This window comes from Streptomyces sp. RK9, from assembly GCF_045070545.1.
Lineage (GTDB): Bacteria > Actinomycetota > Actinomycetes > Streptomycetales > Streptomycetaceae > Streptomyces > Streptomyces alboflavus.
The window spans coordinates 3,016,472-3,042,978 of record NZ_CP173704.1; the positions used below are offsets into that span (position 1 = coordinate 3,016,472).

The window sequence follows — 26,507 nt, forward strand, 5'->3', positions numbered from 1 at the left end:
GCTCTCGCGGAGGGGGCTGGGCGCCGTTGGGGTTGCTCAATTCATGGCTGGGGATTCGGGAGGGTATGTCCTCGGGACCGCCGACCACGCGCGGTTCATCCACGCGTAACACGCACGACCTCTTCGTCACTGCGGCGAAACATCGAGCGGCACTGACCGAAACCGCGCTGCGCCAACCTCATGCGGCATAACCGGCCCACCGTCCTCGCACCGCAGAGGGTGAAGCCCGCACGGGCCGTATCCGACGACGAGGAGACGCCGATGCCCCCAGGCATCACGCTTGCCGCAGACGCCCCGCAGCTGTCTGCCGCCAACACCGGGTTCATGTTGATCTGCTCCGCCCTGGTGATGCTCATGACGCCGGGGCTCGCCTTCTTCTACGGAGGCATGGTCCGCGTCAAGAGCACCCTGAACATGCTGATGATGAGCTTCATCAGCCTCGGGATCGTCACCGTCCTGTGGGTGCTCTACGGCTTCTCCGTCGCCTTCGGCACCGACCACGGCAGCCTCGTCGGCTGGAACGGCGACTACGTGGGCCTCGGCGGGATCGGCCTCAACGAACTGTGGGACGGGTACACCATCCCGGTCTACGTCTTCGCCGTGTTCCAGTTGATGTTCGCCGTCATCACGCCCGCCCTGATCAGCGGCGCGCTCGCGGACCGCGTGAAGTTCACCGCGTGGGCGCTGTTCGTGGCCCTGTGGGCGACGATCGTGTACTTCCCGGTCGCGCACTGGGTGTGGGGCACCGGCGGCTGGGCCTTCGAGCTGGGCGTCATCGACTTCGCCGGCGGCACGGCCGTGCACATCAACGCCGGAGCCGCCGCCCTCGGCGTGATCCTCGTCATCGGCAAGCGCGTCGGCTTCAAGAAGGACCCGATGCGCCCGCACAGCCTGCCCCTGGTGATGCTCGGCGCCGGACTCCTCTGGTTCGGGTGGTTCGGGTTCAACGCCGGGTCCTGGCTCGGCAACGACGACGGCGTCGGCGCGCTGATGTTCATCAACACACAGATCGCCACGGCCGCCGCCATGCTCGCCTGGCTCGCCTACGAGAAGATCCGCCACGGCGCGTTCACCACCCTCGGCGCCGCCTCCGGCGCGGTCGCGGGACTCGTCGCCATCACCCCCTCCGGCGGCTCCTGCTCGCCGCTCGGCGCCATCGCCATCGGCGCGATCGCCGGTCTGCTGTGCGCCCTCGCGGTCGGCCTGAAGTTCAAGTTCGGCTACGACGACTCCCTCGACGTCGTCGGCGTCCACCTGGTCGGCGGCATCGCGGGATCGCTCCTCGTCGGCCTCTTCGCCACCGGCGGCGGCCAGTCCACGGCCAAGGGCCTCTTCTACGGTGGTGGCCTCGAACAGCTCGGCAAGCAGGCCGCCGGTGTCGGCGCCGTCCTCGGCTACTCCCTCGTCGCCTCCGCCGTCCTCGCCTTCCTCATCGACAAGACGATCGGCATGCGGGTCGACGAGGACGAGGAGGTCGGCGGCATCGACCAGGTCCAGCACGCCGAGACCGCGTACGACTTCAGCGGCGCGGGCGGCGGCTCCGCGCCCCGCACGACCGCCGTGCCGGGCCCGGTCCAGGGGGCCGCGCAGTCCGCGGCCCAGAAGAACAAGAAGGTGGACGCATGAAGCTCATCACCGCGGTCGTCAAGCCGCACCGCCTCGACGAGATCAAGGAGGCCCTGCAGGCCTTCGGGGTCCAGGGCCTGACCGTCACCGAGGCCAGCGGCTACGGACGGCAGCGCGGCCACACCGAGGTCTACCGCGGCGCCGAGTACACCGTCGACCTCGTACCGAAGATCCGCATCGAGGTCCTCGTCGAGGACGAGGACGCCGAACAGCTCGTCGAAGTCGTCGTCAAGGCGGCCCGCACCGGCAAGATCGGCGACGGCAAGGTGTGGAGCGTCCCCGTCGACACGGCGGTCCGGGTGCGGACCGGCGAGCGCGGGCCCGACGCGCTGTGACGCGCGCGCCGCGGGCGGCGTGCGCGCGGTAGTCCCACAGAGAACAGGAGCCGCTGGGTGACGAGCGTGGAAGTACCGAAGGAATCAGCAGACTCGCAAGACTCCGGACCCAGCGGCTACGCGGCGGCCCGGCTGCGCCTCCTCCAAGAGGAGGCGCGGTCCGGGCCGCCGCGCCGTTCCGCCCTCGCCGAGCTGACGGACGGCTGGCTGAACGGGCTCTTCGCCGCGGGCACCGCCGACGCCGGACCCGGCGCGCTCCGAGGCGTCGCCCTGGTCGCCGTCGGCGGCTACGGCCGCGGCGAACTGTCGCCCCGCAGCGACCTCGACCTGCTGCTCCTCCACGACGGCGGCGCCGACCCGGGCGCCGTCGCCGCCCTCGCCGACCGCATCTGGTACCCCGTCTGGGACCTCGGCCTCGCCCTCGACCACTCCGTGCGCACCCCGGCCGAGGCCCGCAAGACCGCCGCCGACGACCTGAAGGTCCACCTCGGCCTGCTCGACGCCCGCCACATCGCCGGTGACCTGGGGCTCACCACCGGGACGCGCAGCGCCGTCCTCGCCGACTGGCGCAACCAGGCGCCCCAACGACTGCCCGAGCTGCGCGAGCTGTGCGCGGAGCGGGCCGCGCGCCACGGCGAGCTGAGCCACCTCCTCGAACCCGACCTGAAGGAGGCCCGCGGCGGACTCCGCGACGCCACCGCGCTGCGGGCCGTCGCCGCCTCCTGGCTCGCCGACGCGCCCCGCGAGGGCCTCGCCGAGGCCCGCCGCACCCTCCTCGACGTACGCGACGCCCTGCACCTGACGACCGGCCGCGCCACCGACCGGCTCGCCCTCCAGGAACAGGACCAGGTCGCCGCCGAACTCGGCCTGCTCGACGCCGACACCCTGCTGCGGCAGGTGTACGAGGCAGCGCGCACCGTCGCCTACGCCGGCGACGTGACCTGGCGCGAGGTCGGCCGCGTGCTGCGGTCCCGGAAGACCAGGCCACGGCTGCGCGGGCTGCTCGGCGGCCAGAAGGCGGCCGTCGCCGAGCGGTCGCCGCTGGCCGAGGGCGTCGTGGAGCAGGACGGCGAGGTCGTGCTCGCGCGCGCCGCCCGGCCCGAGCGGGACCCCGTCCTTCCGCTGCGCGCCGCCGCGGCCGCCGCGCAGGCGGGGCTGCCCCTGTCCCTGCACGCCGTGCGCCGGATCGCGGCCGCCGCCAAGCCGCTGCCGACCCCGTGGCCCGCCGAGGCCCGCGAGCAGCTGGTGACGCTGCTCGGCGCCGGACGGCCGACCGTCCAGGTCTGGGAGGCCCTGGAGGCCGAGGGCCTGATCACCCGGCTGCTGCCCGACTGGGAGCGGGTCTGGTGCCGCCCCCAGCGCAACGCCGTGCACACCTGGACCGTCGACCGGCACCTCGTCGAGACCGCCGTCCGCGCCGCCGACCTCACCCGCCGCGTCGGACGGCCCGACCTGCTGCTCGTCGCCGCCCTGCTGCACGACATCGGCAAGGGCTGGCCCGGCGACCACTCCGTCGCCGGGGAGATCATCGCCCGCGACGTCGCCGCCCGGATCGGCTTCGACCGCGCCGACGTCGCCGTACTCGCCTGTCTCGTACGCCACCACCTCCTCCTCGTCGAGACCGCGACCCGGCGCGACCTCGACGACCCCGCGACCGTGCGCTCCGTCGCCGAGGCCGTCGGCTCGCCCGGCACCCTGGAGCTGCTGCACGCCCTCACGGAGGCGGACGCGCTCGCCACCGGGCCCGCGGCGTGGTCGTCGTGGCGGGGCTCGCTGGTCGCGGACCTGGTGAAGCGGGTCGCCGCGGTGCTCGCCGGGGACGAGGTCGAGGACCCGTACGCGGCCGGCGATGCCGTGCCGGCCTCGGCGGAGGAGGAACGGCTCGCGGTGGAGGCGGTGCGGACGGGGGCGCCGGTGGTGGCGCTGCGGGCGGAAGCTGGCGGGGGCGCCTTGGGGGACGTGGGTTCCGGGGGTGCTGGGGGTTTCAGGGGCTCTGGGGGCTCTGGGGGCTCTGCGGGTTCTGGGGATTCTGGGGATTCTGGGGGTCCCGCCGGGGAGCAGGCCGAGCCGCTGGGCGTGGAGCTGCTGGTCGCCGTGCCCGAGCAGGGCGGGGTGCTGCCCGCCGTCGCCGGGGTGCTCGCCATGCACCGGCTGACCGTGCGCACGGCGGAGCTGCGGGCGGTCGGGCTGCCCGAGGAGATGCCCGGCTCGGTGCTGATGCTCCAGTGGCGGGTGGCGGCCGAGTACGGCTCGCTGCCCCAGGCCGCGCGGCTGCGGGCCGACCTGGTGCGGGCGCTCGACGGGTCCCTGGACATCGCGGCCAGGCTCGCCGAGCGCGACGCCGCGTATCCGCGTCGCCGGGGCACGGTGGCGCCGCCGCCCCGGGTCACCGTCGCGTCGGCGGGGTCGCGCCGGGCCACGGTGATCGAGGTCCGGGCCCAGGACGCTCCGGGGCTGCTGCACCGGATCGGGCGGGCCCTGGAGGCGGCGGAGGTGCGGGTGCGCTCCGCGCATGTGTCGACGCTGGGGGCGAACGCGGTGGACGCGTTCTATGTGACGGGGGCGGACGGGGCGCCGCTGGCGGGGGAGCGGGCGGCGGGGGTGGCTCGGGGGGTGGAGGAGGCTTTGCGGGGGTGACTCCCGGCTGTACGCGTCGTTGGGGGACCGTGTGGTCCCCGTTGACGCGGGGGTGATCCACCTGCGCAGCACGTCATCAAGATCGTCAACGCGTGATCCCCGCCGCTGCGGGGGTATCGCCCCCGGCTACTCATCGCAGCCGGGGGTGATTGCTGCGATGGGCCAGATACCCTGGAGGGCGACCCAGCCTGCCCCCGACTCCGAGGACCAACGAGCGCCGTGTTCGATACTCTCTCCGACCGTTTGGCGACTACCTTCAAATCCCTCCGGGGCAAGGGCCGCCTCTCCGAGGCGGACATCGACGCCACGGCGCGCGAGATCCGTATCGCGCTCCTTGAAGCGGATGTCGCGCTGCCGGTGGTCCGGTCCTTCATCAAGAGCGTGAAGGAGAGGGCGCTGGGGGCCGAGGTCTCCAAGGCGCTCAATCCGTCGCAACAGTTCATCAAAATCGTCAATGACGAGCTCATCGGCATCCTCGGCGGCGAGACCCGGCGCCTGCGCTTCGCCAAGCAGCCGCCGACGGTCATCATGCTCGCGGGCCTCCAGGGCGCCGGTAAGACCACGCTGGCCGGAAAGCTCGGCCGCTGGCTGAAGGCCCAGGGCCACTCCCCGCTGCTCGTGGCCTGCGACCTCCAGCGCCCGAACGCCGTGAACCAGCTGTCGGTCGTCGCCGAGCGCGCGGGCGTCGGGGTCTACGCCCCGCAGCCGGGCAACGGCGTCGGCGATCCGGTCCAGGTCGCCAAGGACTCGATCGAGTACGCGCGCACGAAGCAGTACGACGTGGTCGTCGTCGACACCGCCGGCCGCCTCGGCATCGACCAGGAGCTGATGCAGCAGGCCGCGGACATCCGCGACGCCGTCAGCCCCGACGAGATCCTGTTCGTCGTCGACGCGATGATCGGTCAGGACGCCGTGAACACGGCGGAGGCCTTCCGGGACGGCGTCGGCTTCGACGGCGTCGTGCTCTCGAAGCTCGACGGCGACGCCCGCGGCGGTGCCGCGCTCTCCATCGCGCACGTCACCGGCCGCCAGATCATGTTCGCCTCCAACGGCGAGAAGCTGGACGACTTCGACGCGTTCCACCCGGACCGGATGGCGTCCCGCATCCTCGGCATGGGCGACATGCTCACGCTCATCGAGAAGGCCGAGCAGACCTTCTCGCAGCAAGAGGCCGAGAAGATGGCCTCCAAGCTGGCGAGCAGCAAGGGCGGCAAGGACTTCACGCTCGACGACTTCCTGGCCCAGATGGAGCAGGTCAGGAAGATGGGCAGCATCAGCAAGCTGCTCGGGATGCTGCCGGGCATGGGGCAGATCAAGGACCAGATCAACAACCTCGACGAGCGCGACGTCGACCGCACCGCGGCCATCATCAAGTCGATGACCCCCGGGGAGCGGCAGGAGCCGACGATCATCAACGGCTCGCGCCGTGCCCGTATCGCCAAGGGTTCCGGTGTCGAGGTCAGCGCCGTGAAGAACCTGGTCGAGCGGTTCTTCGAGGCCCGCAAGATGATGTCCCGCATGGCGCAGGGCGGCGGCATGCCGGGGATGCCCGGGATGCCGGGCATGGGCGGCGGTCCCGGCAAGCAGAAGAAGAAGCAGAAGCAGGCCAAGGGCAAGCAGCGCTCCGGCAACCCGATGAAGCGCAAGCAGCAGGAGGACGAGGCGGCCGCCCGGCGTGCCGCCGCCGAGGAGGCCGCCGCGAGTGGCGCCTTCGGGCTCCCGGCCGGGGGCCAGGGCGGCAAGGACTTCGAGCTGCCGGACGAGTTCAAGAAGTTCATGGGCTGAGCGCGGCCCTTTTCGGTACGTCGTCCAGGGGCGCCCCATCGTGTGGTGGGGCGCCCCTGGCGTGTCCGGGGGCGGGTGTCGGGCGGTGCCGGGGCGGGTGTCGGGCGGTGCAGGGGCGGGCGTCCGCGCGGGTCCCCTGGCGGGCGCGGAGCGGGTGCCGGTGGGGATTTTGTGTCGTAGCGTCCGCATATGAGCAACCCCGTGCCGCCGCGTCAGAAGCCCGAGCAGCCGTGGCGCTCCGAGGGTGCTCCGGAGCCCGCGCCCACGCCGCCGCCGAAGCGGAAGCTGCCGGGCGGCTGGGGCGGCCTCATCCTCACGGCCCTGGTCGTCTACCTCATCGCCAACCTCGTGCTGTCCTTCTTCGGCGACGGCGACGAGCCGACGATCTCGTACACGGAGTTCAGCAAGCAGGTCGACTCCGGGAACGTCTCGAAGATCTACTCCAAGGGCGACGCGATCCAGGGGCAGCTGAAGAAGGAGCAGAAGGATCCGGACGGAGGTGACAAGTACACCAAGTTCACGACGCAGCGGCCCGAGTTCGCGGACGACGAGCTGTGGGGCGACCTGACGAAGAACAAGGTCACGGTCACCGCGGAGCCGGTGGTGCAGGAGCGCAGCTTCCTGTCCAACCTGCTGATCTCGCTCGCCCCGATGCTGCTGCTCGTGGTGCTGTGGATCTTCATCGCGCGGCGGATGGCGTCCGGGATGGGCGGCGCGGGCGGGATGCTCGGGCGCAAGCAGCCGCCGAAGCCCGTCGAGCTGGAGCCCGGCAAGAAGCGGACCACGTTCGAGGACGTCGCGGGCATCGACGAGGTCGAGGGCGAGCTGAACGACGTCGTCGACTTCCTGAAGAATCCCGACGCCTACCGGAAGATGGGCGCGCGGATGCCCGGCGGTGTGCTGCTCGCCGGGCCGCCCGGGACCGGCAAGACCCTGCTGGCGCGGGCCGTCGCCGGTGAAGCCGGGGTGCCGTTCTTCTCGGCCTCGGCCTCGGAGTTCATCGAGATGATCGTGGGCGTGGGGGCCTCGCGCGTACGCGAGCTCTTCGCCGAGGCCCGCAAGGTCGCCCCCGCCATCATCTTCATCGACGAGATCGACACCATCGGGCGGGCCCGAGGCGGCGGCAGCGGCATGGGCGGGCACGACGAGCGCGAGCAGACGCTCAACCAGATCCTCACCGAGATGGATGGTTTCTCCGGCTCCGAGGGCGTCATCGTCATCGCCGCCACCAACCGCGCCGACATCCTCGACCCGGCCCTGACCCGCCCCGGCCGCTTCGACCGCGTCGTCAACGTGTCCCCGCCCGACCGCGGCGGCCGCGAGGCCATCCTCGGCATCCACACCCGGGCGATCCCCCTGGCCGATGACGTGGACCTGGCCCAGATCGCCCGCACGACCCCCGGCATGACGGGCGCGGACCTGGCCAACCTCGCGAACGAGGCGGCCCTGCTCGCCGTGAAGCGGGGGCAGGAGCTGGTCACGCAGTCCGACCTCTCCGAAGCCCTGGAGAAGGTGCAACTGGGCGCCGAGCGGCCTCTGGTGATGCCCGACGAGGAGCGCCGCCGCACCGCGTACCACGAGAGCGGACACGCCCTGCTCGGGATGCTCCAGCCCGGCGCCGACCCCGTCCGCAAGATCACCATCGTGCCGCGCGGACGCGCCCTCGGCGTCACCCTGTCCACGCCGGACGCCGACAAGTACGCGTACACGGAGGAGTATCTGCGCGGCCGCATCATCGGCGCTCTCGGTGGCATGGCGGCCGAACACGTCGTCTACGGAGTCATCACGACCGGCGCCGAGAACGACCTGGAGCAGGTCACCAACATCGCCCGCGGCATGGTCGCCCGCTGGGGCATGAGCGAGCGCGTGGGCCGTCTCTCGGCCCTCCCGAACGACGCCCAGCAGGCCTACGGCCTTGCCGCCGCCCCGGAGACCCTCGACACCATCGACGGCGAGATGCGCCGCATCGTCGACGAGTGCTACGAGAGCGCCTGCCGCCAACTCCGCGACCACCGCGACCAACTGGACGCCCTGGCCGCGTCCCTCCTGGAGAACGAGACCCTGGAGGAGGCCGACGCCTACAGGGTGGCCGGTATCACGCGGCTGACCAAGGAAACCTGAGGCGCACGCGAAATCGGTCTGGCTAACGTGCCGCCATGGACAGCAGCGACGTCAGGGAAGCCGGCGCCGAACTGCTGCGGGTGCTCGGCCCGCACACCGACCGCGACTGGGAGTCCGTCCCCGCGGGCTCCCTGGAGTGGAGCTGCCGGACCACGGCGGTCCACATCGCGCACGACCTGCTGGCCTACGCGGGGCAGCTGACCGCCCGCCCTGACGCCGCGTACCTGCCGTTCGACCTGACCGTCCGCCCGTCCGCCGCCACTGCCGACGTCCTGCGCGTCGTCACCGCCGCGGCGGGGCTCCTCGCCACCGCGCTCGACGCCTCCCCGGCCGGTGCCCGCGCCTGGCACTGGGGGCCGTGCGACGCCACGGGCTTCGCGGCGATGGGGACCGCCGAGATCCTGCTGCACACGCACGACATCACCCAGGGACTCGCGGTGGAGTGGCCGCCGCCGGGGCCGTTGTGCGAGCGCGTCCTTGCCCGGCTCTTCCCCGACGCCCCGGACGGCGACCCCGCCGCCGTCCTGCTCTGGTGCACGGGGCGCGGCGACCTGGACGGGCGTGAGCGCCGGACGTCCTGGGTATGGCAGGCGGCGCTCACGGAATGAGACGCGTCGGTGCCGTGTGGTGGGCGGGGTCTACGGAGAGGGCGATTTTCGGCGCCCCGCCTCCTGTAGTGCGTGCTCGGCCGTGCGTACGAAACAGTGGCCGTCAAGGCGTGCGTGCGATCAGGTAGCGGAATACGTTCGGCATCCACACCGTGCCGTCGCGGCGCTGATGCGGATGCAGTGCCTCGGTCAGCTCCTTGTCGACCTGCACCTCGTCCGTCGCGCCGACCGCCGCGTCGAACAGCCCCGTGGACAGCAGGCCGCGGACGGCGCTGTCCATGTCCGCGTAGCCGAAGGGGCAGGCCACCCGGCCCGAGCCGTCCGGCTTGAGGCCCGCGCGGTGTGCCACCTCCTCCAGGTCGTCCCGGCAGGCCGGGCGCCAGCTGTGCGCGCTGCGCAGCGGGTCGGCGAGCTTCGTGGCCACCCGGAGCACGGAGGACGTGGTGCAGCGCTCCGGAGGACCCCAGCCCGCGAGGACCACGGGGGTGCCCCGCCCGGCGAGCGGGGAGGCGGACTCCAGGAGCGCCGACAGGCCCTCGGAGTCGCCGGCCACGCACCCGATCGGCTGGAACGCGGTCACCAGGGTGTACGGCGGGACGTCCGGGGCCGCGACGTCCTCGGGGGAGCCCTCCACCAGGCGGGTTCCGGCCCGTGGGGGTGCGCCCGCGGACGTGTCCGGCGCGAGGCGTTCGCGCGCGAGCGCCAGGCGCTCGCGCGCCGACGGCTCCACGCCGGTCACCGCCGCGCCCCGGGCGGCCGCCATCAGCAGGGCGAGCCCGGACCCGCAGCCCAGGCCGAGAAGGCGCGTGCCGCGGCCCACTTCCAGTCGTTCGTACACCGCTTCATAGAGCGGGACCAGCATCCTCTCCTGGATCTCCGCCCAGTCACGCGCGCGTGCGCACCGGTCCGCACGTGGGGTCGCACCCGCGCGCGGGCGGTGGGAGTGCACGAGCGTAGGTGTCATCGAAAGCGCCCCAATCCGCCGAGAGTTGTCGTGCCGACGAGAGTTGTCGTGCCGATTTCTACGGTTCGTCCGCCCCCACGACGTGCGTTCACGCTCCCCCCGTATGCCAGGGAACTCCGCATCCGTCGCGGCGTCCAGGGGTTGTGGGGCAATGCTTGTGTGCCACCGTCGTGCGCCCCCCGGGACCGTAAATCTCCGGCCCTTCAGACGGCTCGGACGTACCATGCGCGCCATGGCAAAGGCACCCGTACTCACGCCCCGCGCGGACGACTTCCCCCGCTGGTACCAGGAGCTGATCACCAAGGCCGAGCTGGCCGACAACGGGCCGGTGCGCGGCACCATGGTGATCCGACCGTACGGCTACGGGCTGTGGGAGCGGATGCAGCACGACATGGACGCGCGCATCAAGGAGACGGGTACCCAGAACGCGTACTTCCCTCTCCTGATCCCGCAGTCGTACCTCACGCGCGAGGCGGAGCACGTCGAGGGCTTCGCCCCGGAGCTCGCCGTGGTCACGCACGGCGGCGGCAAGGAGTTGGAGGAGCCGGTCGTCATCCGGCCCACTTCGGAGACCATCGTCAACGAGTACTTCTCCAAGTGGGTGCAGAGCTACCGGGATCTGCCGCTGCTCATCAACCAGTGGGCCAACGTGGTCCGCTGGGAACTGCGGCCGCGCCTGTTCCTGCGCACGTCGGAGTTCCTGTGGCAGGAGGGCCACACGGCCCACGCGACGTACGAGGAGGCGCGCGACTTCGCCGCCCGTGTCCACAGGGACGTCTACGGAGCCTTCCTGCGGGACCTCCTCGCCATGGACTTCGTGCCCGGCCGCAAGACGGCCGCCGAGCGCTTCGCGGGCGCCGTCAACACGCTCACGCTCGAAGGCATGATGGGCGACGGCAAGGCCCTCCAGCTCGGCACCAGCCATGAACTCGGCCAGAACTTCGCCAAGGCCTTCGGCACCCGGTACCTGTCGCGGGACGGCGAGCAGGAACTGGTCTGGCAGACCTCCTGGGGCTCCACGACCCGCATGATCGGCGCCCTGGCGATGATGCACGGCGACGACGACGGCCTGCGCCTGCCGCCGCGCCTCGCCCCCGTCCAGGCCGTCGTCCTCGCCGTGAAGGACGACGCCGCCGTGCTCGCGAAGGTGCGCGAGATCGGCGAGCGGCTCACCGCGGCGGGCGTGCGCGTCCAGGTCGACGACCGCACGGAGACCCCCTTCGGGCGGCGCGCCGTGGACTGGGAGCTCAAGGGCGTGCCGGTGCGCGTCGAGATCGGGCCGCGCGACCTGGAGAACGGCACCGCGATGCTCGTACGCCGGATCGCGGGCGGCAAGCAGCCCGTGGCCCTCGGCGCCCTCGCGACGCTCCTGCCCACCGTCCTCGAAGAGGACCAGGAGCTGCTGCTCACCCAGGCCTGCGCCCGCCGTGAGTCCCGTACGAGCGAGGTGGCCGACGTCGGCGAGGCCGTCGAGGCCGCTACGGCGGGCGGCTGGGCGCGCCTGCCGTGGGCGGCGCTCGGCCCCGAGGGCGAGGCGCGGCTCGCCGAGCACGGCGTGACCGTACGGTGTCTGGTCGCTCAGGACGGGGCGGTGCCGGACGCCGATGACGCACCCGGTAACGTCGCCGTCGTGGCACGCGCGTACTGAGATCCGGGATTCCGGCTCGGGTGCCTTCACGAGGCGTCGGCCGGTCCTCTTCGCAACAGGGGCCCCGGCGCACGGAGTTGACCTACGCGCCGGGGCGTACGCGCCACTACGTACCGGCTTGATGCGAGCTGCGAGGCTTCTCCGCAGATCAGCGCACCCGCCCTCGTCCGGACGCATCAACGGCAACTGACGGGTAAGTGCAAATTATTTGAGATGCCCCGGAATGGAACCCGGAGGCATCCCGGCTCGTTGTCACGACGTGAGCACGACACCACCTGTTCTCGCCGCAGAGCTGGCACAGGCGTGGGCCGACATTCAGCGGCACCACTCCGAGCTGCCGGACCTAGCCGCGCCCGAATCCCTGATCGGAGAGTCCTCGTCCGCCTGTGGCGCCGAGCTCTCCTTCGAACGACTGCTCCACGAGGCAGTCCACGGCATCGCCGCGGCCCGCGGCGTACGCGACACCTCACGCGCGGGCCGCTACCACAACCGCAGATTCCTCTCGATCGCCGAGGAGCTGGGCCTGGACCACCCGGAGGAGCCGCATCCGAGCAGCGGCTTCTCCCTGGTCACGCTCAACCCCGAGGCCAAGAAGCGCTATCGCCCGACCATCGAGCGGCTGCAGCGCGCCCTGCGGGCGCACACGGTCGCCACCACGGCCGACACCTCACGCACCTTCCGCGGCCCGGCCGCCCGGCACGGGTCCTCCGGAGGCGGCGTGCGCGTGAAGGCCGTCTGCGACTGCGGGCGCAACGTCCGCGTCGTGCCGTCCGTCCTCGCCCAGGCGCCCATCATGTGCGGCGGCTGCGGCAAGCCCTTCCGGATCCCGGAGGTGGTGGGCGTAGGCGCGGGAGCGGGGTGAGCCGGGCCCACCCGCGATGAGCTGGTGCGGGGCGGCCGGCCGGATGCGGCCGCCCCCCTGGAAAGGAGCTGTGGCCCGAAGGGGCTCCGTTGAGGGTGGCGGTGGGAGACGGGCGGGCGTGTGGCACAATGGCTAGCTGTACTCGACAGTCGCACAGGACCCCTCTCTCCTCCGGCTGACGCGTCCATCGGGCACCTCGAGTACCGCAACCCCACGCGGCATCCCGTTGTGCCCAACCACGTCAAGACCAGGAGACACCACTCCCGTGGCAGTCAAGATCAAGCTGAAGCGTCTGGGCAAGATCCGTTCGCCTCACTACCGCATCGTCGTCGCCGACTCCCGTACCCGCCGTGACGGCCGGGCCATCGAGGAGATCGGCCTGTACCACCCGGTGCAGAACCCCTCGCGCATCGAGGTCAACTCGGAGCGTGCGCAGTACTGGCTGTCCGTCGGCGCCCAGCCGACCGAGCCGGTCCTCGCGATCCTGAAGCTCACCGGCGACTGGCAGAAGCACAAGGGCCTGCCGGCCCCCGCTCCGCTGCTGCAGCCGGAGCCCAAGGCCGACCACCGCGCCCTCTTCGAGGCCGTGGCCAAGGACGCCGACGGCGAGCCCAAGGGTGACGCCATCACCCAGAAGAAGAAGGCCGAGAAGAAGGACGAGGCCCCGGCCGAGTCCGCGGCCGAGTCCACCGAGGCCTGAGCATGCTCGAGGAGGCTCTCGAGCACCTCGTGAAGGGCATCGTCGACAACCCCGACGACGTGCAGGTCGCCTCGCGCAACCTGCGCCGCGGACGCGTCCTGGAAGTCCGGGTCCACCCGGACGACCTGGGCAAGGTGATCGGCCGCAACGGCCGCACCGCACGCGCTCTGCGGACCGTCGTGGGCGCCATCGGCGGCCGCGGTGTCCGCGTCGACCTCGTCGACGTGGACCAGGTTCACTGAACCACACGTAGCACCGGCTCGGGCCGGGGAGGGCTCCAGGGCCGTCCCCGGCCCGCAGTCGTATTTCAGCAAGGGAGAGACAGCACAGTGCAGCTCGTAGTCGCGCGGATCGGCCGCGCCCACGGCATCAAGGGCGAGGTCACCGTCGAGGTGCGCACCGACGAGCCGGAGCTGCGGCTCGGCCCCGGCGCCGTGCTCGCCACCGACCCCGCGGGAGTGGGGCCGCTGACCATCGAGACCGGCCGGGTGCACAGCGGCAGGCTGCTCCTTCGCTTCGCGGGCGTACGCGACCGCTCGGGCGCCGAGGCCCTGCGCAACACCCTGCTGATCGCCGAGGTCGACCCGGAGGAGCTCCCGGAGGACCCCGAGGAGTTCTACGACCACCAGCTGATGGACCTCGACGTGGTCACCAAGGACGGCGTCGAGATCGGCCGGATCACGGAGATCTCCCACCTGCCCTCGCAGGACCTCTTCATCGTGGAGCGGCCCGACGGCAGCGAGGTGATGATCCCGTTCGTCGAGCAGATCGTCACCGAGATCGACCTGGAGGAGCAGCGGGCCGTCATCGACCCGCCGCCCGGTCTCGTCGACGACCGCGCGGAGGTCGCGTCCGCGCGTGACGCCGAGGCGGCCACGGAGGACCAGGCGGCTCCGGAGGATCAGGCGTAATGCGGCTCGACGTCGTCACGATCTTTCCCGAGTACCTGGAACCCCTGAACGTCTCCCTCGTCGGCAAGGCCCGCGCGCGCGGACAGCTCGACGTCAACGTGCACGACCTCAGGGAGTGGACGTACGACCGCCACAACACGGTCGACGACACCCCCTACGGCGGCGGCCCGGGCATGGTCATGAAGACCGACCCCTGGGGCGCGGCCCTCGACGACGTGCTCGCCGAGGGGTACGAGGCGGGGGCCCACGGGCCCGTCCTCGTCGTCCCCACGCCCAGCGGGCGCCCCTTCACCCAGGAACTCGCCGTCGAGCTCTCCGAGCGGCCCTGGCTGGTCTTCACGCCCGCGCGCTACGAGGGCATCGACCGCCGCGTCATCGACGAGTACGCGACCCGGATGCCCGTCTACGAGGTCTCCATCGGCGACTACGTCCTCGCGGGCGGAGAGGCCGCCGTCCTGGTCGTCACGGAGGCCGTGGCCCGGCTCCTGCCCGGTGTCCTCGGCAACGCCGAGTCCCACCGCGACGACTCCTTCGCGCCCGGAGCCATGGCCAACCTCCTGGAGGGCCCCGTCTACACCAAGCCCACGGAGTGGCGCGGTCACGGCATCCCGGACGTCCTGCTCAGCGGCCACCACGGCAAGATCGCCCGCTGGCGGCGGGACGAGGCACTGCGGCGCACCACCCGCAACAGACCCGATCTCATCGAGCGCTGCGACCCCGCCGCCTTCGACAAGAAGGACCGCGAGATGCTCTCGATCCTGGGGTGGCGCCCGGGGCCGGACGGCCGATTTGGGCGAGACCCCGAGGCCGTGGAAGAATAGGCCGCTGCTGTACGTCCAGCCTGCGCCCCTGCCACAGGGGGAACGACGCAGGACCGACGCGATCAGCTACCGAATCCTCATCACCACGTACCGCTGATGACCTGTGGCATCAGCGAAGAAAGCAGACGATCATGTCTCACCTGCTCGACTCCGTCGACTCCGCGTCGCTGCGCAGCGACATCCCGGCCTTCCGCCCGGGTGACACCGTCAACGTCCACGTGCGCGTCATCGAGGGCAACCGCTCCCGTGTGCAGCAGTTCAAGGGCGTAGTCATCCGCCGCCAGGGCGCCGGTGTCCGCGAGACCTTCACGGTCCGCAAGGTCTCGTTCTCCGTCGGCGTCGAGCGCACCTTCCCGGTGCACACCCCGATCGTCGAGAAGATCGAGCTCGTCACGAAGGGCGACGTCCGTCGCGCCAAGCTGTACTACCTGCGTGACCTGCGCGGCAAGGCCGCGAAGATCAAGGAGAAGCGCGAGAACTGATCTCGCGCCCGGTCTCCGTGCGTGCGGGGGCCGAGCTCTTACGCGGGTCCGAAGCCGGGCCGGATAACATCTGGCCCCGATGGACACCGAAGCACAGCACACGGAGCGCGACCGCTCCTCCCCCTCCTCCGATTCCGACTCCGCACCCGCGGACGCACCGGAATCCGAGGACACGGAGGAGCGGTCGCGTTCCGTTTTCGCGTCCTTCATGGACTGGCTGCCGGGCGGCAGGATCACTCTGACCGCCCTCCTCACGCTGGCCGTCCTGCTCGTCCTCAGCACCTTCGTGGTGCAGCCGTTCGCGATCCCCAGCGGCTCCATGCAGCCCGCGTTCCAGCCTGGTGACCGCGTACTCGTCAACAAGTTGGCGTACCGTTTCGGTTCCGGCCCCCAGCGCGGAGACGCCGTCGTCTTCGACGGCAGCGGGTACTTCGGAGACTCCAACTACGTCAAGCGGGTCGCGGGAGTCGGCGGGGACCGCGTGGTCTGCTGCGACAAGCGGGGGAGGATCAAGGTGAACGGCGAGCCCGTCAACGAGCCCTACCTCTTCCCCGGGGACGCCCCCTCCAAGGTGCCCTTCGACGTCGTCGTGCCCGAGGGCACCCTCTTCCTGCTCGGCGACCACCGCGGCGACTCCAGCGACTCCCGCGACCACCTGGGCTCTCCCGGCGGCGGCATGATCCCCGTCGACGCGGTCATCGGCAGGGCCGACTGGATCGCCTGGCCGATCAGCCGCTGGACCTCCCTGAAGCGCCCCGACGCCTACGCGCGCGTGCCCGCACCAGGCGGCGCGCATGGGTAACCGCGGCCGCGCGAAGGCCACGCACGCGGCCGACACCCGGCTGCCCACCGGCACGCGCCCGACCAGCGGCCCCGTGCTGCCCGGCCGCGCCGAGCGGCGCAAGCTGGCCAAGAAGGTCAAGCGCCGCAGGCGCCGCTCCGCGATCAAGGAGATACCGCTCCTCATAGTCGTCGCCCTGCTGATAGCCCTGGTCCTGAAGACCTTCCTGGTGCAGGCCTTCGTGATCCCCTCGGGCTCCATGGAGCAGACGATCCGCATCGGCGACCGCGTCCTGGTCGACAAGTTCACCCCGTGGTTCGGCGGCAAGCCCGCGCGCGGGGACGTCGTCGTCTTCAAGGACCCCGGCAACTGGCTGGAGGAGGAGCGCGGCAAGAAGAAGGACGACCCCGTCGTCATCAAGCAGATCAAACAGGGCCTGACCTTCATCGGACTGCTCCCGTCCGACGGCGAGCGCGACCTGATCAAGCGGGTCGTCGGCGTCGGCGGCGACACCGTGCAGTGCTGTGACAAGAACGACAAGGTCACCGTCAACGGCGTCGCGATCAACGAGCCGTACCTCTTCCCCGGGGACAAGCCCTCGCTCTTCGAGTTCAAGGTGAAGGTGCCGAAGGGGCGGCTGTTCATGATGGGCGACCACCGGTCGGACTCCGCCGACTCGCGCTTCCACCGGAACGAGAAGTTCAGCGGCACCGTCTCGGAGGACGAGGTCGTGGGCCGCGCGCTCGTCATCGCCTGGCCGTTCGGTCACTGGCGTGAGCTGGATGAACCCGACGCGTACGCGTCCGTGCCCGACGCGCCCTCCGGGTCGGCCACGGCCACAGGAGCGTCGCATAGGGTGGCCCCCGGCGATCGCAACGGAATTACCGGCCTCCCGACCCCTGCGGAACTCCCGCTCGTTATGGGAGTGGTGGGCCTGCATCGCGTACGGGGCAGGCGGCGGTACGGACTGAGGAGTGGATGTGGGGGATGTGGCGGTCGGCGCACGATCCGGACACGAGGGGCCCGAGGAGCAGCCTGGGCACTCCGCAGAGCCGGTACCCGCACCCGCGGGGGACGGAATGAGCACCGGCCCTGACACCGCGGCCCCCGGCTCCCAGGCGCCCGGCGAGACCGGCGTCCCCGGCCCCGAGGGCACGGAGCCGCCCAAGCCGGCGAAGGGCAAGAAGCCCAAGTCCTTCTGGAAGGAGCTGCCGCTCCTCATCGGCATCGCGCTGATCCTCGCCCTGGTCATCAAGACCTTCCTGGTCCAGGCGTTCTCGATCCCGTCGGACTCCATGCAGAACACGCTGCAGCAGGGCGACCGGGTGCTCGTCGACAAGCTGACGCCGTGGTTCGGCTCCGAGCCCGAGCGCGGCGAGGTCGTGGTCTTCAAGGACCCGGGCCACTGGCTGGACGGCGAGCCCACCCCCGACCCGAACGCGGTGCAGAAGGTCCTCGGCTGGATCGGCCTGATGCCGTCCGCCGACGAGAAGGACCTGATCAAGCGCGTCATCGCGGTCGGCGGCGACACCGTCGAGTGCAAGGGCACCGGCCCGGTGAAGGTCAACGGCAAGGCGCTGAACGAGAAGAACTACGTCTTCGAGGGCAACACCCCCTGCACGGTCGACGACCAGGGCGGCCAGTTCAAGGTCACGGTTCCCAAGGGCAAAATCTGGGTCATGGGTGACCACCGCCAGAACTCCCTGGACTCCCGCTACCACCAGAACCAGCCCGGCGGCGGCGCCGTCCCCGTCGACAACGTCGTGGGCCGCGCCTTCGTGATCGCCTGGCCCCCCACCCGCTGGGGAACGCTGCCGGTCCCGGACACCTTCGACCAGCCCGGCATCAGCCAGGCCATGAGCGCGGCCCCGGCCGCGCTCGGCCTCGCGGGCGCCCTGCCGATCGTGCTCTGGCGCCGTCGGCGGGTGGCCGCACGGCTGGATTCCGGGCCCGCCACCAGGGTTTCTGGCGGGGGTACCGCCGGGTAGTCTGCCGTCCCAGATCGCCGATCTTCCACGGCCCTCGTCCGCCGCAGCACGTCGTTGTCGTACGTCGCTCGCATACTCGGTACGAGGGCCGCGGGGTCGTCTCCGAGCCGGGGGAGCACTGGGATGAGCACGACACGTCGTACGGACGAGGGCCACGGACGGCTCGGCAGCACGCTGTCGGGAGTCGCCGTGGCCCTCGGCTGTGTCCTCTTCCTCGGCGGCTTCGTCTGGGGCGCCTTCGTCTACCAGCCCTACACGGTCCCCACGGGCTCGATGACCCCGACCATCGGCGCGGGCGACCGCGTCCTCGCGGAGCGCATCGACGGCGACGACGTGCACCGCGGTGACGTCGTCGTCTTCCAGCAGAAGGCGTGGGGCGACCTGCCCATGGTCAAGCGCGTCGTCGGCGTCGGCGGCGACCGCATAGCCTGCTGCACGGACGGCAGGCTGACGGTCAACGGCAAGCAGATCGAGGAACCGTATCTCCCCGAGGGAATGGGCGCCGCGGCGACCGGAATCCCCGCGACCACGGTGCCCAAGGGCCATCTGTTCCTGCTCGGCGACGAGCGCAGCGGCTCGCTGGACTCCAGTGCGCACCTGGAGGACGCCGCCAAGGGCTCCGTGCCGCGCAGCGCGGTCAAGGCCCGTGTCGACGCCGTGGCCTGGCCCCTGGACGGCATGCTCGACCGCGCCACCGGCTTCGACGACCTGCCGGGCGGCGGTACGTCCGAGCCGGGGCCGCTGCGGCTGATCCTCGCCTCGGTGGCGGTGGGCGCGGCGCTGGTCCTCGGCGGGGCGGCGTACGGGCCGATCGCCAAGCGGGCGGGGCGGGGCGGCCGTGAGCGGGGTGGGGCGGGTGGATCCGGCGGCTCCGGCGGGGCCGGTGGTTCTGACGGGCCTGGTGGGTCCGGTGGGACGGCGGAGGCCGCTGGTGTCGGCTGAGGACGTGACGGGGACGGCCGGGGCCGCGGACGGCCCGGTGGCGGCGGGCGCCGACGCGGTGGCGGGACGGCCGCTGCGCAAGGTCGCGCGGGTCGTGCTCCTGGACCCCAAGGACCGGATTCTGCTGCTGCACGGGTACGAGCCGGGCGACAGGGCCGACGACTGGTGGTTCACGCCGGGCGGCGGCCTGGAGGGCGACGAGACGCACGCCGAGGCTGCGCTGCGCGAGCTCGCCGAGGAGACCGGAATCACAGACGTCGAACTCGGGCCCGTGCTGTGGCGCCGGGTGTGCTCCTTCCCCTTCGCCGGACGGCGCTGGGACCAGGACGAGTGGTACTACCTGGCGCGAACCGCGCAGACGGTGACGCGCCCGGAGGGCCTGACCGATCTTGAGCGGCGCAGCGTCGCCGGAGCGCGCTGGTGGACGTGCCAGGAACTGGCCCGGGCCCATGAGACGGTGTATCCGACCAGGCTCGCCGAGTTGCTGCGCAAGCTGCTCGACGAGGGTCCTCCGAGCACGCCCGAGACCTTGGACACGGAAATCGTGTAGGGCCTCCCGGGGCTGGCGCACAATAGGGGGACGCACGGCTGAAGGGGAACATGCCATGAGCGCCGAGGACCTCGAGAAGTACGAGACCGAGATGGAGCTGAAGCTCTACCGGGAGTACCGAGACGTCGTCGGACTGTTCAAATACGTGATCGAGACTGAGCGGCGCTTCTACCTCACGAACGACTACGAGATGCAGGTGCACTCGGTCCAGGGCGAGGTGTTCTTCGAGGTGTCGATGGCGGACGCCTGGGTCTGGGACATGTACCGACCGGCGCGGTTCGTCAAGCAGGTCCGTGTGCTCACGTTCAAGGACGTGAATATCGAGGAGCTGAACAAGAGCGACCTCGAGCTGCCGGGCGGCTGAGCGACCGCCTCCGACACGGCCGGGTGACGGAGTTGTCCACAACCCGTCAGTAGCGCACCAAGATCCAACAGTGCGGGCCCGCCACGTGACCGTGGGTGTCGGAGGTGGTGCCGACATGAACGCACGAGGCGCACTCGGCAAGTACGGCGAAGAGCTGGCCGCGCGGCGGCTGGCCGAGGCCGGGATGACGGTCCTGGACCGCAATTGGCGCGGCGGCAGGACGGGCGAGATCGACATCGTGGCCCGCGACGGCGACGCCCTGGTCGTCTGCGAGGTGAAGACCCGCAGGGAGGCGTCCTTCCAGCACCCGATGGCGGCGGTGACGCCCGCCAAGGCCCAGCGGCTGCGCGGCCTGGCCGAGCGCTGGCTCCAGGAACACGGCGGGTCGCCACCGGGCGGGGTGCGCATCGACCTGGTGGGCGTCGTCGTGCCCGAGCGCGGCGCGCCCGTGGTCGAGCACGCGCGGGGGGTGGCCTGATGGGATTCGCGCGCACCTGCTCGGTGGCCCTGGTCGGCGTCGAGGGCGTCGTCGTCGAGGTGCAGGCCGACCTGGAGCCGGGCGTCGCCGCGTTCACGCTGGTGGGTCTGCCCGACAAGAGCCTCACGGAGAGCCGGGACCGGGTCAGGGCGGCGGTCGTCAACTCCGGGGGCGAGTGGCCGCAGAAGAAGCTCACGGTCGGCCTGAGCCCCGCGTCCGTGCCGAAGGGCGGCAGCGGCTTCGACCTGGCCGTCGCCTGCGCCGTCCTCGGCGCGTCGGAGCGGATCGACCCCCGCGTCCTCGCCGACATCGTGATGATCGGCGAGCTGGGGCTCGACGGTCGGGTGCGCCCGGTGCGCGGGGTGCTGCCCGCCGTCCTCGCGGCGGCGGATGCGGGCTATGAGCAAGTGGTCGTGCCGGAGTGCACGGCGGCGGAGGCCGCACTGGTGCCCGGCGTGTCCGTCCTCGGGGTGCGCAGCCTGCGGCAGCTGATCGCGGTCCTCACCGACGAGCCCGTCCCGGAGGAGGACCCCGCCGACGCGGGGCGCCCGGACCCGCTGATGGCGGGCCTGATCCTGCCCGGCGCGGGCCTGGGGACCGGGCTGAGCGGCGTCGGCGCCTCGGAGCACGACCAGCGGCACGACCTCGCGGACGTGGTCGGCCAGCTGTCGGCGCGGACGGCGATCGAGGTGGCCGCGGCCGGCGGACACCACACGTTCCTGCAGGGGCCGCCGGGCGCGGGCAAGACCATGCTCGCCGAGCGGATGCCGACGATCATGCCAAGGCTGTCCAGGGCCGAGTCCCTGGAGGTGACGGCCGTCCACTCGGTCGCGGGCATGCTGCCGCCCGGCAAGCCCCTCGTGGACATCCCGCCGTTCTGCGCGCCCCACCACTCCGCGACCATGCAGTCGCTCGTGGGCGGCGGCAAGGGGCTCGCCCGGCCCGGAGCGGTCTCGCTCGCCCACCGCGGAGTGCTGTTCCTCGACGAGGCACCCGAGTTCAGCGGCCACGCCCTGGACGCGCTCCGCCAACCCCTGGAGTCCGGGTACGTCGTGATCGCCCGCAGCGCCGGCGTGGTGCGGCTGCCCTCGCGCTTCCTCATGCTCCTCGCCGCGAACCCCTGCCCGTGCGGCCGCTTCAGCCTGACCGGCGACAGCTGCGACTGCTCTCCGAACAGCATCCGGCGGTACCAGGCCAGGCTCTCCGGCCCCCTCCTCGACCGCGTCGACCTGCGCGTCGACGTGGAGCCCGTCACCCGCTCCGAACTCACCGCGCAGGGGGCGCGAGGCGAGTCCACCCAGGTCGTGGCCGACCGCGTGCGCGCCGCCCGGGAGCGCACGGTCGCCCGCCTGGAGGGCACACCCTGGCGCACCAACGCCGACGTGCCCGGCCACGAACTGCGCAGCCGCTGGCACGCGGTCCCCGGCGCCATGGCCGAGGCCGAGCGCGGCCTGGAGCGCGGCTTCCTCACGGCCCGCGGCCTCGACCGCGTCCTCCGGGTGGCCTGGACGGTGGCCGACCTCGCGGGCCACGACCGCCCCGACGCATCCGATGTGGCCCTGGCGCTGCAACTGCGGACGGGGGTGCCACGAGGGGTGCCGATGGTGGTTGGGGCGCGGCCGTGAGGGGGGTGCCGGACGGGGCACCGCGGGAACACCCGGGGGAGAGGCCCTCCTCCGACCAGGACCCAGGCCCTCCGCGCGAGGCACGCCCCGCCCTCCTCGACGAGGAGCGTCTGGCCCGCGTCGCCCTGACCCGGGTGCTTGAGCCCGGGGACGCCGTGGGCGGACGGTGGCTGCGGGAGTGGGGAGCCGTCGCGGTGCTGCGGTGCTTGATCGACGGGGCTGACGGGGCTGACGGGGCTGACGGGGCTGACGGGATCGACAGGGTCGGCCGGGTTGACGGGGGTGACGGGAACGGTGGTGCTGCTGGGGTCGACGGTGTTGCTGAGGTTGACGGTATTGCCGGGGGCGTCGGCCGCGGCGGGACGGAGGGCAGGGGGGTCCTCCAAGGCCTCGAAGGGGTTGGGCCGGAGGCGCGGTTGCCGGGGGTGACGGCCAAGCGGTGGGAGGGGTTGCGGGCGCGGGCCCGGCGGGTGCGGGCGGTGCGGGATCTGGAGACGGCCGCCGCGGCCGGGGCGCGGTTCGTGATGCCGGGGGATGCGGAGTGGCCCGCTCAGTTGGACGACCTGGGGGACGCGCGGCCGGTCGGGCTGTGGGTGCGGGGGCATCCGTCCCTGCGGATCTGGGCGCTCAGGTCGGTGGCGGTCGTGGGGGCGCGCGCCTGCACGGAGTACGGGGCGCACGTGGCGGCGGGTCTCGGCGCGGGCCTGGCCGAGCGCGGGTGGGTTGTGGTGTCCGGTGGTGCGTACGGCGTGGACGGCGCCGCGCACCGGGGCGCTCTGGGCGCGGGCGGCGCCACCGTGGCGGTGCTCGCGTGCGGGGTCGACCGGCCCTATCCCCGGGGGCACGCGCAGTTGCTCGGGCGGATCGCGGAACAGGGGCTCGTCGTGGGGGAGTTGCCGCCCGGCGACCATCCGACGCCGAGCAGGTTCATCCTCAGGAACAGGGTGATCGCGGCGCTCACCCGGGGCACGGTCGTCGTGGAGGCCGCCTACCGCAGCGGCGCGCTGGTCACGGCACGCTGCGCGCGGGACCTCGGGAGACACACGATGGGCGTGCCGGGACCCGTCACCAGCGGCCTCTCGGCGGGGGCGCACGAACTCCTGCGCGGGGACGCCGTGCTGGTCGGGGACGCCGCCGAAGTCGTGGAGCTGGTCGGGGACATGGGGGACCTCGCGCCCAGGCGGCGGGGGCCGGTGGTGCCGCGCGATCTGCTCGACCCCGGGGCGGCGCGGGTCCTTGCCGCGCTGCCGGCCCGGGGGAGCGCCGGGGTCCGGGAGGTCGCGCGAGAGGCGGGCACCAGTGCGGACGACGCGGTCGTCCGGCTGTACGAACTTCGCTCGCTCGGGTTCGTCGAACGACACGGCGATGGCTGGCAGTTGACACGCCAGGCGTTTCTGTCGGTCTTTCCGGAAGGGGGTGATGTGTGACGGTGCGTGTTGCGCCGGACGGATGAACCCTCGACGACCTTGGGAAATCACGCAGTTGGCGGGTCGGTTCGGTCACGGAGCGCGACGGAAGTGATCCCTTGGGGAGTCAAGCGGAACGTATCTGCGTACGTGCGATCCCATACTCTTCGCTCACTGCGACACTTCAGTCACGCTACGCTCACGACGAATCCGGTGCAGACAGGCAATCAGACGGACAACCTCATTCACTTCACGCAAAACCACAACCTCACACCTTCCGGCAACTTTTCCAGTTCACGGCAGAACGGCTCAAGGCGACGCATGCCCCAGCACACGTCAGGGTCCGACCGGGCGGCGGTTCCCCCAGCCGCCCGAAGCGGCGAGCGGGAGCGGCCACCCGCTCCCACGTCGCTGGACGAGCTGTGGCGGTCGTACAAGACGACGGGCGACGGGCGGCTGCGCGAGCAGCTGATCCTGCACTACTCACCGCTCGTGAAGTACGTCGCGGGCCGCGTGAGCGTCGGCCTGCCGCCCAACGTCGAGCAGGCGGACTTCGTGTCGTCGGGGGTCTTCGGGCTCATCGACGCGATCGAGAAGTTCGACATCGACCGGTCGATCAAGTTCGAGACCTACGCGATCACGCGGATCCGGGGCGCGATGATCGACGAGCTGCGGGCGCTCGACTGGATCCCCCGGTCCGTGCGGCAGAAGGCGCGCAACGTGGAGCGGGCCTACGCCACCCTGGAGGCGCGGCTGCGGCGCACCCCGTCCGAGGGCGAGGTCGCCGCCGAGATGGGCATCCAGGTGGAGGAACTGCACGCGGTCTTCAGCCAGTTGTCGCTGGCGAACGTCGTCGCCCTGGAGGAGTTGCTGCACGTCGGCGGCGAGGGCGACCGGCTGAGCCTGATGGACACGCTGGAGGACACGGCCGCCGACAACCCCGTCGAGGTCGCCGAGGACCGTGAGCTGCGACGGCTCCTGGCGCGGGCGATCAACACGCTGCCCGAGCGGGAGAAGACCGTCGTCACGCTGTACTACTACGAAGGGCTCACGCTCGCCGAGATCGGCCATGTGCTCGGTGTGACGGAGAGCAGGGTCAGCCAGATCCACACGAAGTCGGTGCTCCAGCTCCGCGCGAAGCTGGCCAGTTTTGGTCGGTGAGGGCGGCGGTGAGCGCGCTGAATCGTCCCTGCCCGCGCCCCGCCTGAGCCCTGCCCGCGCCCGGCCTGAGCCCCGCCCGCGCCCCCGCGCCGTCGCTGCCAGGAGGAATGGCTGCCTGGCGGGCTCCCGTGGCGGGCGTCGCGTCCGTAAAGTGGGGGCGTGCCAAGGATTCGAGCGGCCTCTGTGGCCGAGCACCGGTCGATGCAGCGAGGCGCCCTGCTGGACGCCGCGCGATCCCTGCTGTCCGAGGGCGGTACGGAGGCGCTGACGTTCCCGGCGCTCGCCGAGCGCACGGGCCTCGCGCGCTCGTCCGTCTACGAGTACTTCCGCTCGCGCGCCGCCGTCGTCGAAGAGCTCTGCGAGGTCGACTTCCCCGTCTGGGCGGCGGAGGTCTCGGCGGCCATGGAGGCGGCCGAGACGCCCGAGGCGCAGGTCGAGGCCTATGTGCGGCGGCAGCTCGCGCTGGTCGGGGACCGGCGGCACCGGGCCGTGGTGGCGATCTCCGCGAGTGAGCTGGACGCCGGGGCGCGGGAGAAGATCCGGGCCGCGCACGGAGGGCTTGTGGCCATGATCGTGGAGGCGTTGGCCGCGCTGGGGCATCGGGAGCCGAGGATGGCGGCGATGCTTCTTCAGGGGATCGTGGATGCCGCGGTGCGGCGGATCGAGCTCGGGGTGGCCGAGGAGCCCGGTGCCATCACTGAGGCGGCTGTGGCTATGGCTTTGCGGGGCGTGCGCGGCTGAGGTTTCTGGCCGGGGCCCCTGGCGAGGCGGAGCCGGAGGGTGGCCTGCCCGCAGTGGTGACCGCGGCGGCGGTGCGGCTGCCCACGGAGGGCTCAAGGCCGATGGGGGTCCCGTCAGAGGCAGCAAGCGTGCGGGCGGGCGGCCCAGGAGCCAGGGTGGGAGCAGGCTCAAGGGGTTCAGGTAGGAGTCCTCTCTCAGGAGGCCCCAGTGGACGCAGGCCGTGGGGCAGTGGAAGCGGGCCGTTGATTCGACCGTGCCCAGGAGCTCGCCAGGGGTCACCCTGGCGCCCTTCTTCACCGTGGCCCGCACCGGCTCGTAGGTCGTGCGCAGGGGTGGGGTGCCCGTGCCCGACAGCTCCACGGAGACGACCCCTCGGCCGCCGACCCGGCCCGCGAAGGACACCCGGCCCGGGGCCACCGCGCGGACCGGAGAGCCCGGCGCCGCGGCCAGGTCCACGCCCCGGTGCCCCGCCCCGTACTCCGTCGCCGGCGGCTCCCACCCCCGTACCACCAGCGGACGCACCCCCACCGGCCAGACGCGGCCCACGGCCGGAACCCGGCCCTGACCCGCCCCCGGCGGCGGCTCCGGCCCCGACACCCGGCCCACGGCCCGGTGCTCCGCCGGCCCCGCACCCGCCTCCGCAGCAGCCACGGACGAGCAGGCGAGGGCCAGCAGCACCGTCACCCACACGGCCGCACTCATCACGCCCCGCAGCCGGGGCAGTCGCTCACACGTCATACGAGAACGGTCCCGTCCCGGACGGTTCCGCAGGGATCATGGCCGGGAACTGTGGACTACCAGCCGGTTGTGGACAGCGGCGTCACCCGCGGCCTCGCGGGTCCCGTACACTTCATGTGGCGATCCGGGTCACCGGGTCGACTTCGCACGCCCCGACATCAGGCTCTCAGCCGACGATGTCAGCGCCTTTCGGTCCCGTACGCGAGTACGTGGCACGGCGCGCGCCGGGCGTC

Annotated in this window: 25 protein-coding genes and 1 pseudogene; 24 read left to right on the forward strand and 2 right to left on the reverse strand. The window is 72.1% G+C overall.

Annotation, left to right across the window (positions count from 1 at the left end; genetic code table 11):
* Nucleotides 1-261 precede the first annotated feature (261 nt).
* From AB6L24_RS33650 to AB6L24_RS33675, 6 genes are all read left to right on the forward strand, one after another.
* Nucleotides 262-1,626: an ammonium transporter gene (locus AB6L24_RS33650; RefSeq protein ID WP_405661686.1), complete on the forward strand. Its 1,365-nt coding sequence runs from the start codon at nt 262-264 to the stop codon at nt 1,624-1,626.
* Nucleotides 1,623-1,961 (forward strand): P-II family nitrogen regulator, encoded by a 339-nt coding sequence (locus AB6L24_RS33655; protein WP_030361971.1) that lies wholly within the window; start codon nt 1,623-1,625, stop codon nt 1,959-1,961. The genes AB6L24_RS33650 and AB6L24_RS33655 overlap by 4 nt, the downstream gene beginning before the upstream one ends.
* A gap of 66 nt (nt 1,962-2,027) precedes the next feature.
* On the forward strand, nt 2,028-4,598 hold the full coding sequence (locus AB6L24_RS33660; RefSeq protein WP_405663514.1) for a [protein-PII] uridylyltransferase: 2,571 nt from the start codon (nt 2,028-2,030) through the stop codon (nt 4,596-4,598).
* 219 nt (nt 4,599-4,817) lie between these two features.
* Nucleotides 4,818-6,383, forward strand: a complete 1,566-nt coding sequence (gene ffh / locus AB6L24_RS33665; RefSeq protein ID WP_405661688.1) for a signal recognition particle protein — start codon at nt 4,818-4,820, stop codon at nt 6,381-6,383.
* 189 nt (nt 6,384-6,572) lie between these two features.
* On the forward strand, nt 6,573-8,504 hold the full coding sequence (gene ftsH, locus AB6L24_RS33670) for an ATP-dependent zinc metalloprotease FtsH (RefSeq protein ID WP_405661690.1): 1,932 nt from the start codon (nt 6,573-6,575) through the stop codon (nt 8,502-8,504).
* Nucleotides 8,505-8,539: 35 nt separating this feature from the next.
* Nucleotides 8,540-9,112 (forward strand): hypothetical protein, encoded by a 573-nt coding sequence (locus AB6L24_RS33675; RefSeq protein ID WP_405661693.1) that lies wholly within the window; start codon nt 8,540-8,542, stop codon nt 9,110-9,112.
* A 103-nt stretch (nt 9,113-9,215) separates the two neighbouring features.
* Here AB6L24_RS33675 and AB6L24_RS33680 read toward each other — a convergent pair whose 3' ends face one another.
* Nucleotides 9,216-10,076 carry an SAM-dependent methyltransferase gene (locus AB6L24_RS33680; protein WP_405661695.1) on the reverse strand — a complete coding sequence of 287 codons (861 nt, stop codon included), beginning with the start codon at nt 10,074-10,076 and terminating at the stop codon, nt 9,216-9,218.
* 232 nt (nt 10,077-10,308) lie between these two features.
* Between AB6L24_RS33680 and proS the strand changes: the two genes are divergently transcribed.
* The 18 genes from proS to AB6L24_RS33770 all read left to right on the forward strand — a co-directional run bounded on the left by proS (nt 10,309) and on the right by AB6L24_RS33770 (nt 25,536).
* Nucleotides 10,309-11,724: a proline--tRNA ligase gene (gene proS, locus AB6L24_RS33685; protein WP_405661698.1), complete on the forward strand. Its 1,416-nt coding sequence runs from the start codon at nt 10,309-10,311 to the stop codon at nt 11,722-11,724.
* 259 nt (nt 11,725-11,983) lie between these two features.
* Nucleotides 11,984-12,586, forward strand: coding sequence for a hypothetical protein (locus AB6L24_RS33690; RefSeq protein ID WP_030361977.1), 603 nt, complete (start codon nt 11,984-11,986; stop codon nt 12,584-12,586).
* Nucleotides 12,587-12,851: 265 nt separating this feature from the next.
* On the forward strand, nt 12,852-13,286 hold the full coding sequence (rpsP, locus tag AB6L24_RS33695; protein WP_030361978.1) for a 30S ribosomal protein S16: 435 nt from the start codon (nt 12,852-12,854) through the stop codon (nt 13,284-13,286).
* A gap of 2 nt (nt 13,287-13,288) precedes the next feature.
* Complete coding sequence (locus AB6L24_RS33700; RefSeq protein WP_030361979.1) at nt 13,289-13,528, forward strand: RNA-binding protein; 240 nt, start codon at nt 13,289-13,291, stop codon at nt 13,526-13,528.
* A gap of 87 nt (nt 13,529-13,615) precedes the next feature.
* A complete protein-coding gene (gene rimM / locus AB6L24_RS33705) occupies nt 13,616-14,197 on the forward strand; it encodes a ribosome maturation factor RimM (protein ID WP_405661701.1) in 582 nt (193 codons plus the stop codon).
* The gene (gene trmD / locus AB6L24_RS33710; protein WP_405661704.1) at nt 14,197-15,018 is read left to right on the forward strand and encodes a tRNA (guanosine(37)-N1)-methyltransferase TrmD; all 822 of its coding nucleotides are present in this window, start codon (nt 14,197-14,199) and stop codon (nt 15,016-15,018) included. The genes rimM and trmD overlap by 1 nt, the downstream gene beginning before the upstream one ends.
* 131 nt (nt 15,019-15,149) lie before the next feature.
* On the forward strand, nt 15,150-15,500 hold the full coding sequence (gene rplS, locus AB6L24_RS33715) for a 50S ribosomal protein L19 (RefSeq protein ID WP_016638799.1): 351 nt from the start codon (nt 15,150-15,152) through the stop codon (nt 15,498-15,500).
* Between the two features lie 79 nt (nt 15,501-15,579).
* On the forward strand, nt 15,580-16,302 hold the full coding sequence (gene lepB, locus AB6L24_RS33720; protein ID WP_405661706.1) for a signal peptidase I: 723 nt from the start codon (nt 15,580-15,582) through the stop codon (nt 16,300-16,302).
* Nucleotides 16,295-17,377 carry a signal peptidase I gene (gene lepB, locus AB6L24_RS33725; RefSeq protein ID WP_405661709.1) on the forward strand — a complete coding sequence of 361 codons (1,083 nt, stop codon included), beginning with the start codon at nt 16,295-16,297 and terminating at the stop codon, nt 17,375-17,377. Before lepB (AB6L24_RS33720) ends, lepB (AB6L24_RS33725) begins: the two co-directional genes overlap by 8 nt.
* On the forward strand, nt 17,262-18,269 hold the full coding sequence (gene lepB / locus AB6L24_RS33730; RefSeq protein WP_405661711.1) for a signal peptidase I: 1,008 nt from the start codon (nt 17,262-17,264) through the stop codon (nt 18,267-18,269). The genes lepB (AB6L24_RS33725) and lepB (AB6L24_RS33730) overlap by 116 nt, the downstream gene beginning before the upstream one ends.
* Nucleotides 18,270-18,392: 123 nt before the next feature.
* Nucleotides 18,393-19,211 (forward strand): signal peptidase I, encoded by an 819-nt coding sequence (gene lepB, locus AB6L24_RS33735; RefSeq protein ID WP_405661714.1) that lies wholly within the window; start codon nt 18,393-18,395, stop codon nt 19,209-19,211.
* Nucleotides 19,212-19,248: 37 nt separating this feature from the next.
* The gene (locus tag AB6L24_RS33740) at nt 19,249-19,761 is read left to right on the forward strand and encodes an NUDIX hydrolase (RefSeq protein ID WP_405663516.1); all 513 of its coding nucleotides are present in this window, start codon (nt 19,249-19,251) and stop codon (nt 19,759-19,761) included.
* Nucleotides 19,762-19,816: 55 nt separating this feature from the next.
* Entirely contained in the window at nt 19,817-20,125 is a 309-nt protein-coding gene (locus AB6L24_RS33745; protein ID WP_003965949.1) for a DUF2469 domain-containing protein, read from the forward strand.
* An 85-nt stretch (nt 20,126-20,210) separates the two neighbouring features.
* Nucleotides 20,211-20,603, forward strand: a complete 393-nt coding sequence (locus AB6L24_RS33750; protein WP_405661716.1) for a YraN family protein — start codon at nt 20,211-20,213, stop codon at nt 20,601-20,603.
* Nucleotides 20,603-22,228 (forward strand): YifB family Mg chelatase-like AAA ATPase, encoded by a 1,626-nt coding sequence (locus tag AB6L24_RS33755; protein ID WP_405661718.1) that lies wholly within the window; start codon nt 20,603-20,605, stop codon nt 22,226-22,228. The genes AB6L24_RS33750 and AB6L24_RS33755 overlap by 1 nt, the downstream gene beginning before the upstream one ends.
* Before the next feature lie 254 nt (nt 22,229-22,482).
* Nucleotides 22,483-23,655: a DNA-processing protein DprA gene (dprA, locus tag AB6L24_RS33760; RefSeq protein ID WP_405663518.1), complete on the forward strand. Its 1,173-nt coding sequence runs from the start codon at nt 22,483-22,485 to the stop codon at nt 23,653-23,655.
* A 300-nt stretch (nt 23,656-23,955) separates the two neighbouring features.
* Complete coding sequence (gene whiG / locus AB6L24_RS33765) at nt 23,956-24,795, forward strand: RNA polymerase sigma factor WhiG (RefSeq protein WP_405661720.1); 840 nt, start codon at nt 23,956-23,958, stop codon at nt 24,793-24,795.
* A gap of 183 nt (nt 24,796-24,978) precedes the next feature.
* Nucleotides 24,979-25,536 carry a TetR/AcrR family transcriptional regulator gene (locus AB6L24_RS33770; protein ID WP_380848187.1) on the forward strand — a complete coding sequence of 186 codons (558 nt, stop codon included), beginning with the start codon at nt 24,979-24,981 and terminating at the stop codon, nt 25,534-25,536.
* Between the two features lie 102 nt (nt 25,537-25,638).
* Here the strand turns inward: AB6L24_RS33770 and AB6L24_RS33775 are convergent.
* Nucleotides 25,639-26,238: pseudogene (locus tag AB6L24_RS33775) on the reverse strand (peptidoglycan DD-metalloendopeptidase family protein); the annotation flags it as partial.
* Nucleotides 26,239-26,507: the final 269 nt, after the last annotated feature.

What these genes read in the sequence shown, in the direction of transcription:
- AB6L24_RS33655 (WP_030361971.1), top strand. Translation starts at nt 1,623, where the DNA reads ATGAAGCTCATCACCGCGGTCGTCAAGCCGCACCGCCTCGACGAGATC.
- lepB (WP_405661714.1), top strand. Translation starts at nt 18,393, where the DNA reads ATGAGCACGACACGTCGTACGGACGAGGGCCACGGACGGCTCGGCAGC.
- AB6L24_RS33680 (WP_405661695.1), bottom strand. Translation starts at nt 10,076, where the DNA reads ATGACACCTACGCTCGTGCACTCCCACCGCCCGCGCGCGGGTGCGACC.
- rplS (WP_016638799.1), top strand. Translation starts at nt 15,150, where the DNA reads ATGTCTCACCTGCTCGACTCCGTCGACTCCGCGTCGCTGCGCAGCGAC.
- lepB (WP_405661706.1), top strand. Translation starts at nt 15,580, where the DNA reads ATGGACACCGAAGCACAGCACACGGAGCGCGACCGCTCCTCCCCCTCC.
- proS (WP_405661698.1), top strand. Translation starts at nt 10,309, where the DNA reads ATGGCAAAGGCACCCGTACTCACGCCCCGCGCGGACGACTTCCCCCGC.
- ftsH (WP_405661690.1), top strand. Translation starts at nt 6,573, where the DNA reads ATGAGCAACCCCGTGCCGCCGCGTCAGAAGCCCGAGCAGCCGTGGCGC.
- whiG (WP_405661720.1), top strand. Translation starts at nt 23,956, where the DNA reads ATGCCCCAGCACACGTCAGGGTCCGACCGGGCGGCGGTTCCCCCAGCC.
- AB6L24_RS33745 (WP_003965949.1), top strand. Translation starts at nt 19,817, where the DNA reads ATGAGCGCCGAGGACCTCGAGAAGTACGAGACCGAGATGGAGCTGAAG.
- AB6L24_RS33755 (WP_405661718.1), top strand. Translation starts at nt 20,603, where the DNA reads ATGGGATTCGCGCGCACCTGCTCGGTGGCCCTGGTCGGCGTCGAGGGC.
- lepB (WP_405661709.1), top strand. Translation starts at nt 16,295, where the DNA reads ATGGGTAACCGCGGCCGCGCGAAGGCCACGCACGCGGCCGACACCCGG.
- AB6L24_RS33650 (WP_405661686.1), top strand. Translation starts at nt 262, where the DNA reads ATGCCCCCAGGCATCACGCTTGCCGCAGACGCCCCGCAGCTGTCTGCC.
- AB6L24_RS33675 (WP_405661693.1), top strand. Translation starts at nt 8,540, where the DNA reads ATGGACAGCAGCGACGTCAGGGAAGCCGGCGCCGAACTGCTGCGGGTG.
- AB6L24_RS33700 (WP_030361979.1), top strand. Translation starts at nt 13,289, where the DNA reads ATGCTCGAGGAGGCTCTCGAGCACCTCGTGAAGGGCATCGTCGACAAC.
- trmD (WP_405661704.1), top strand. Translation starts at nt 14,197, where the DNA reads ATGCGGCTCGACGTCGTCACGATCTTTCCCGAGTACCTGGAACCCCTG.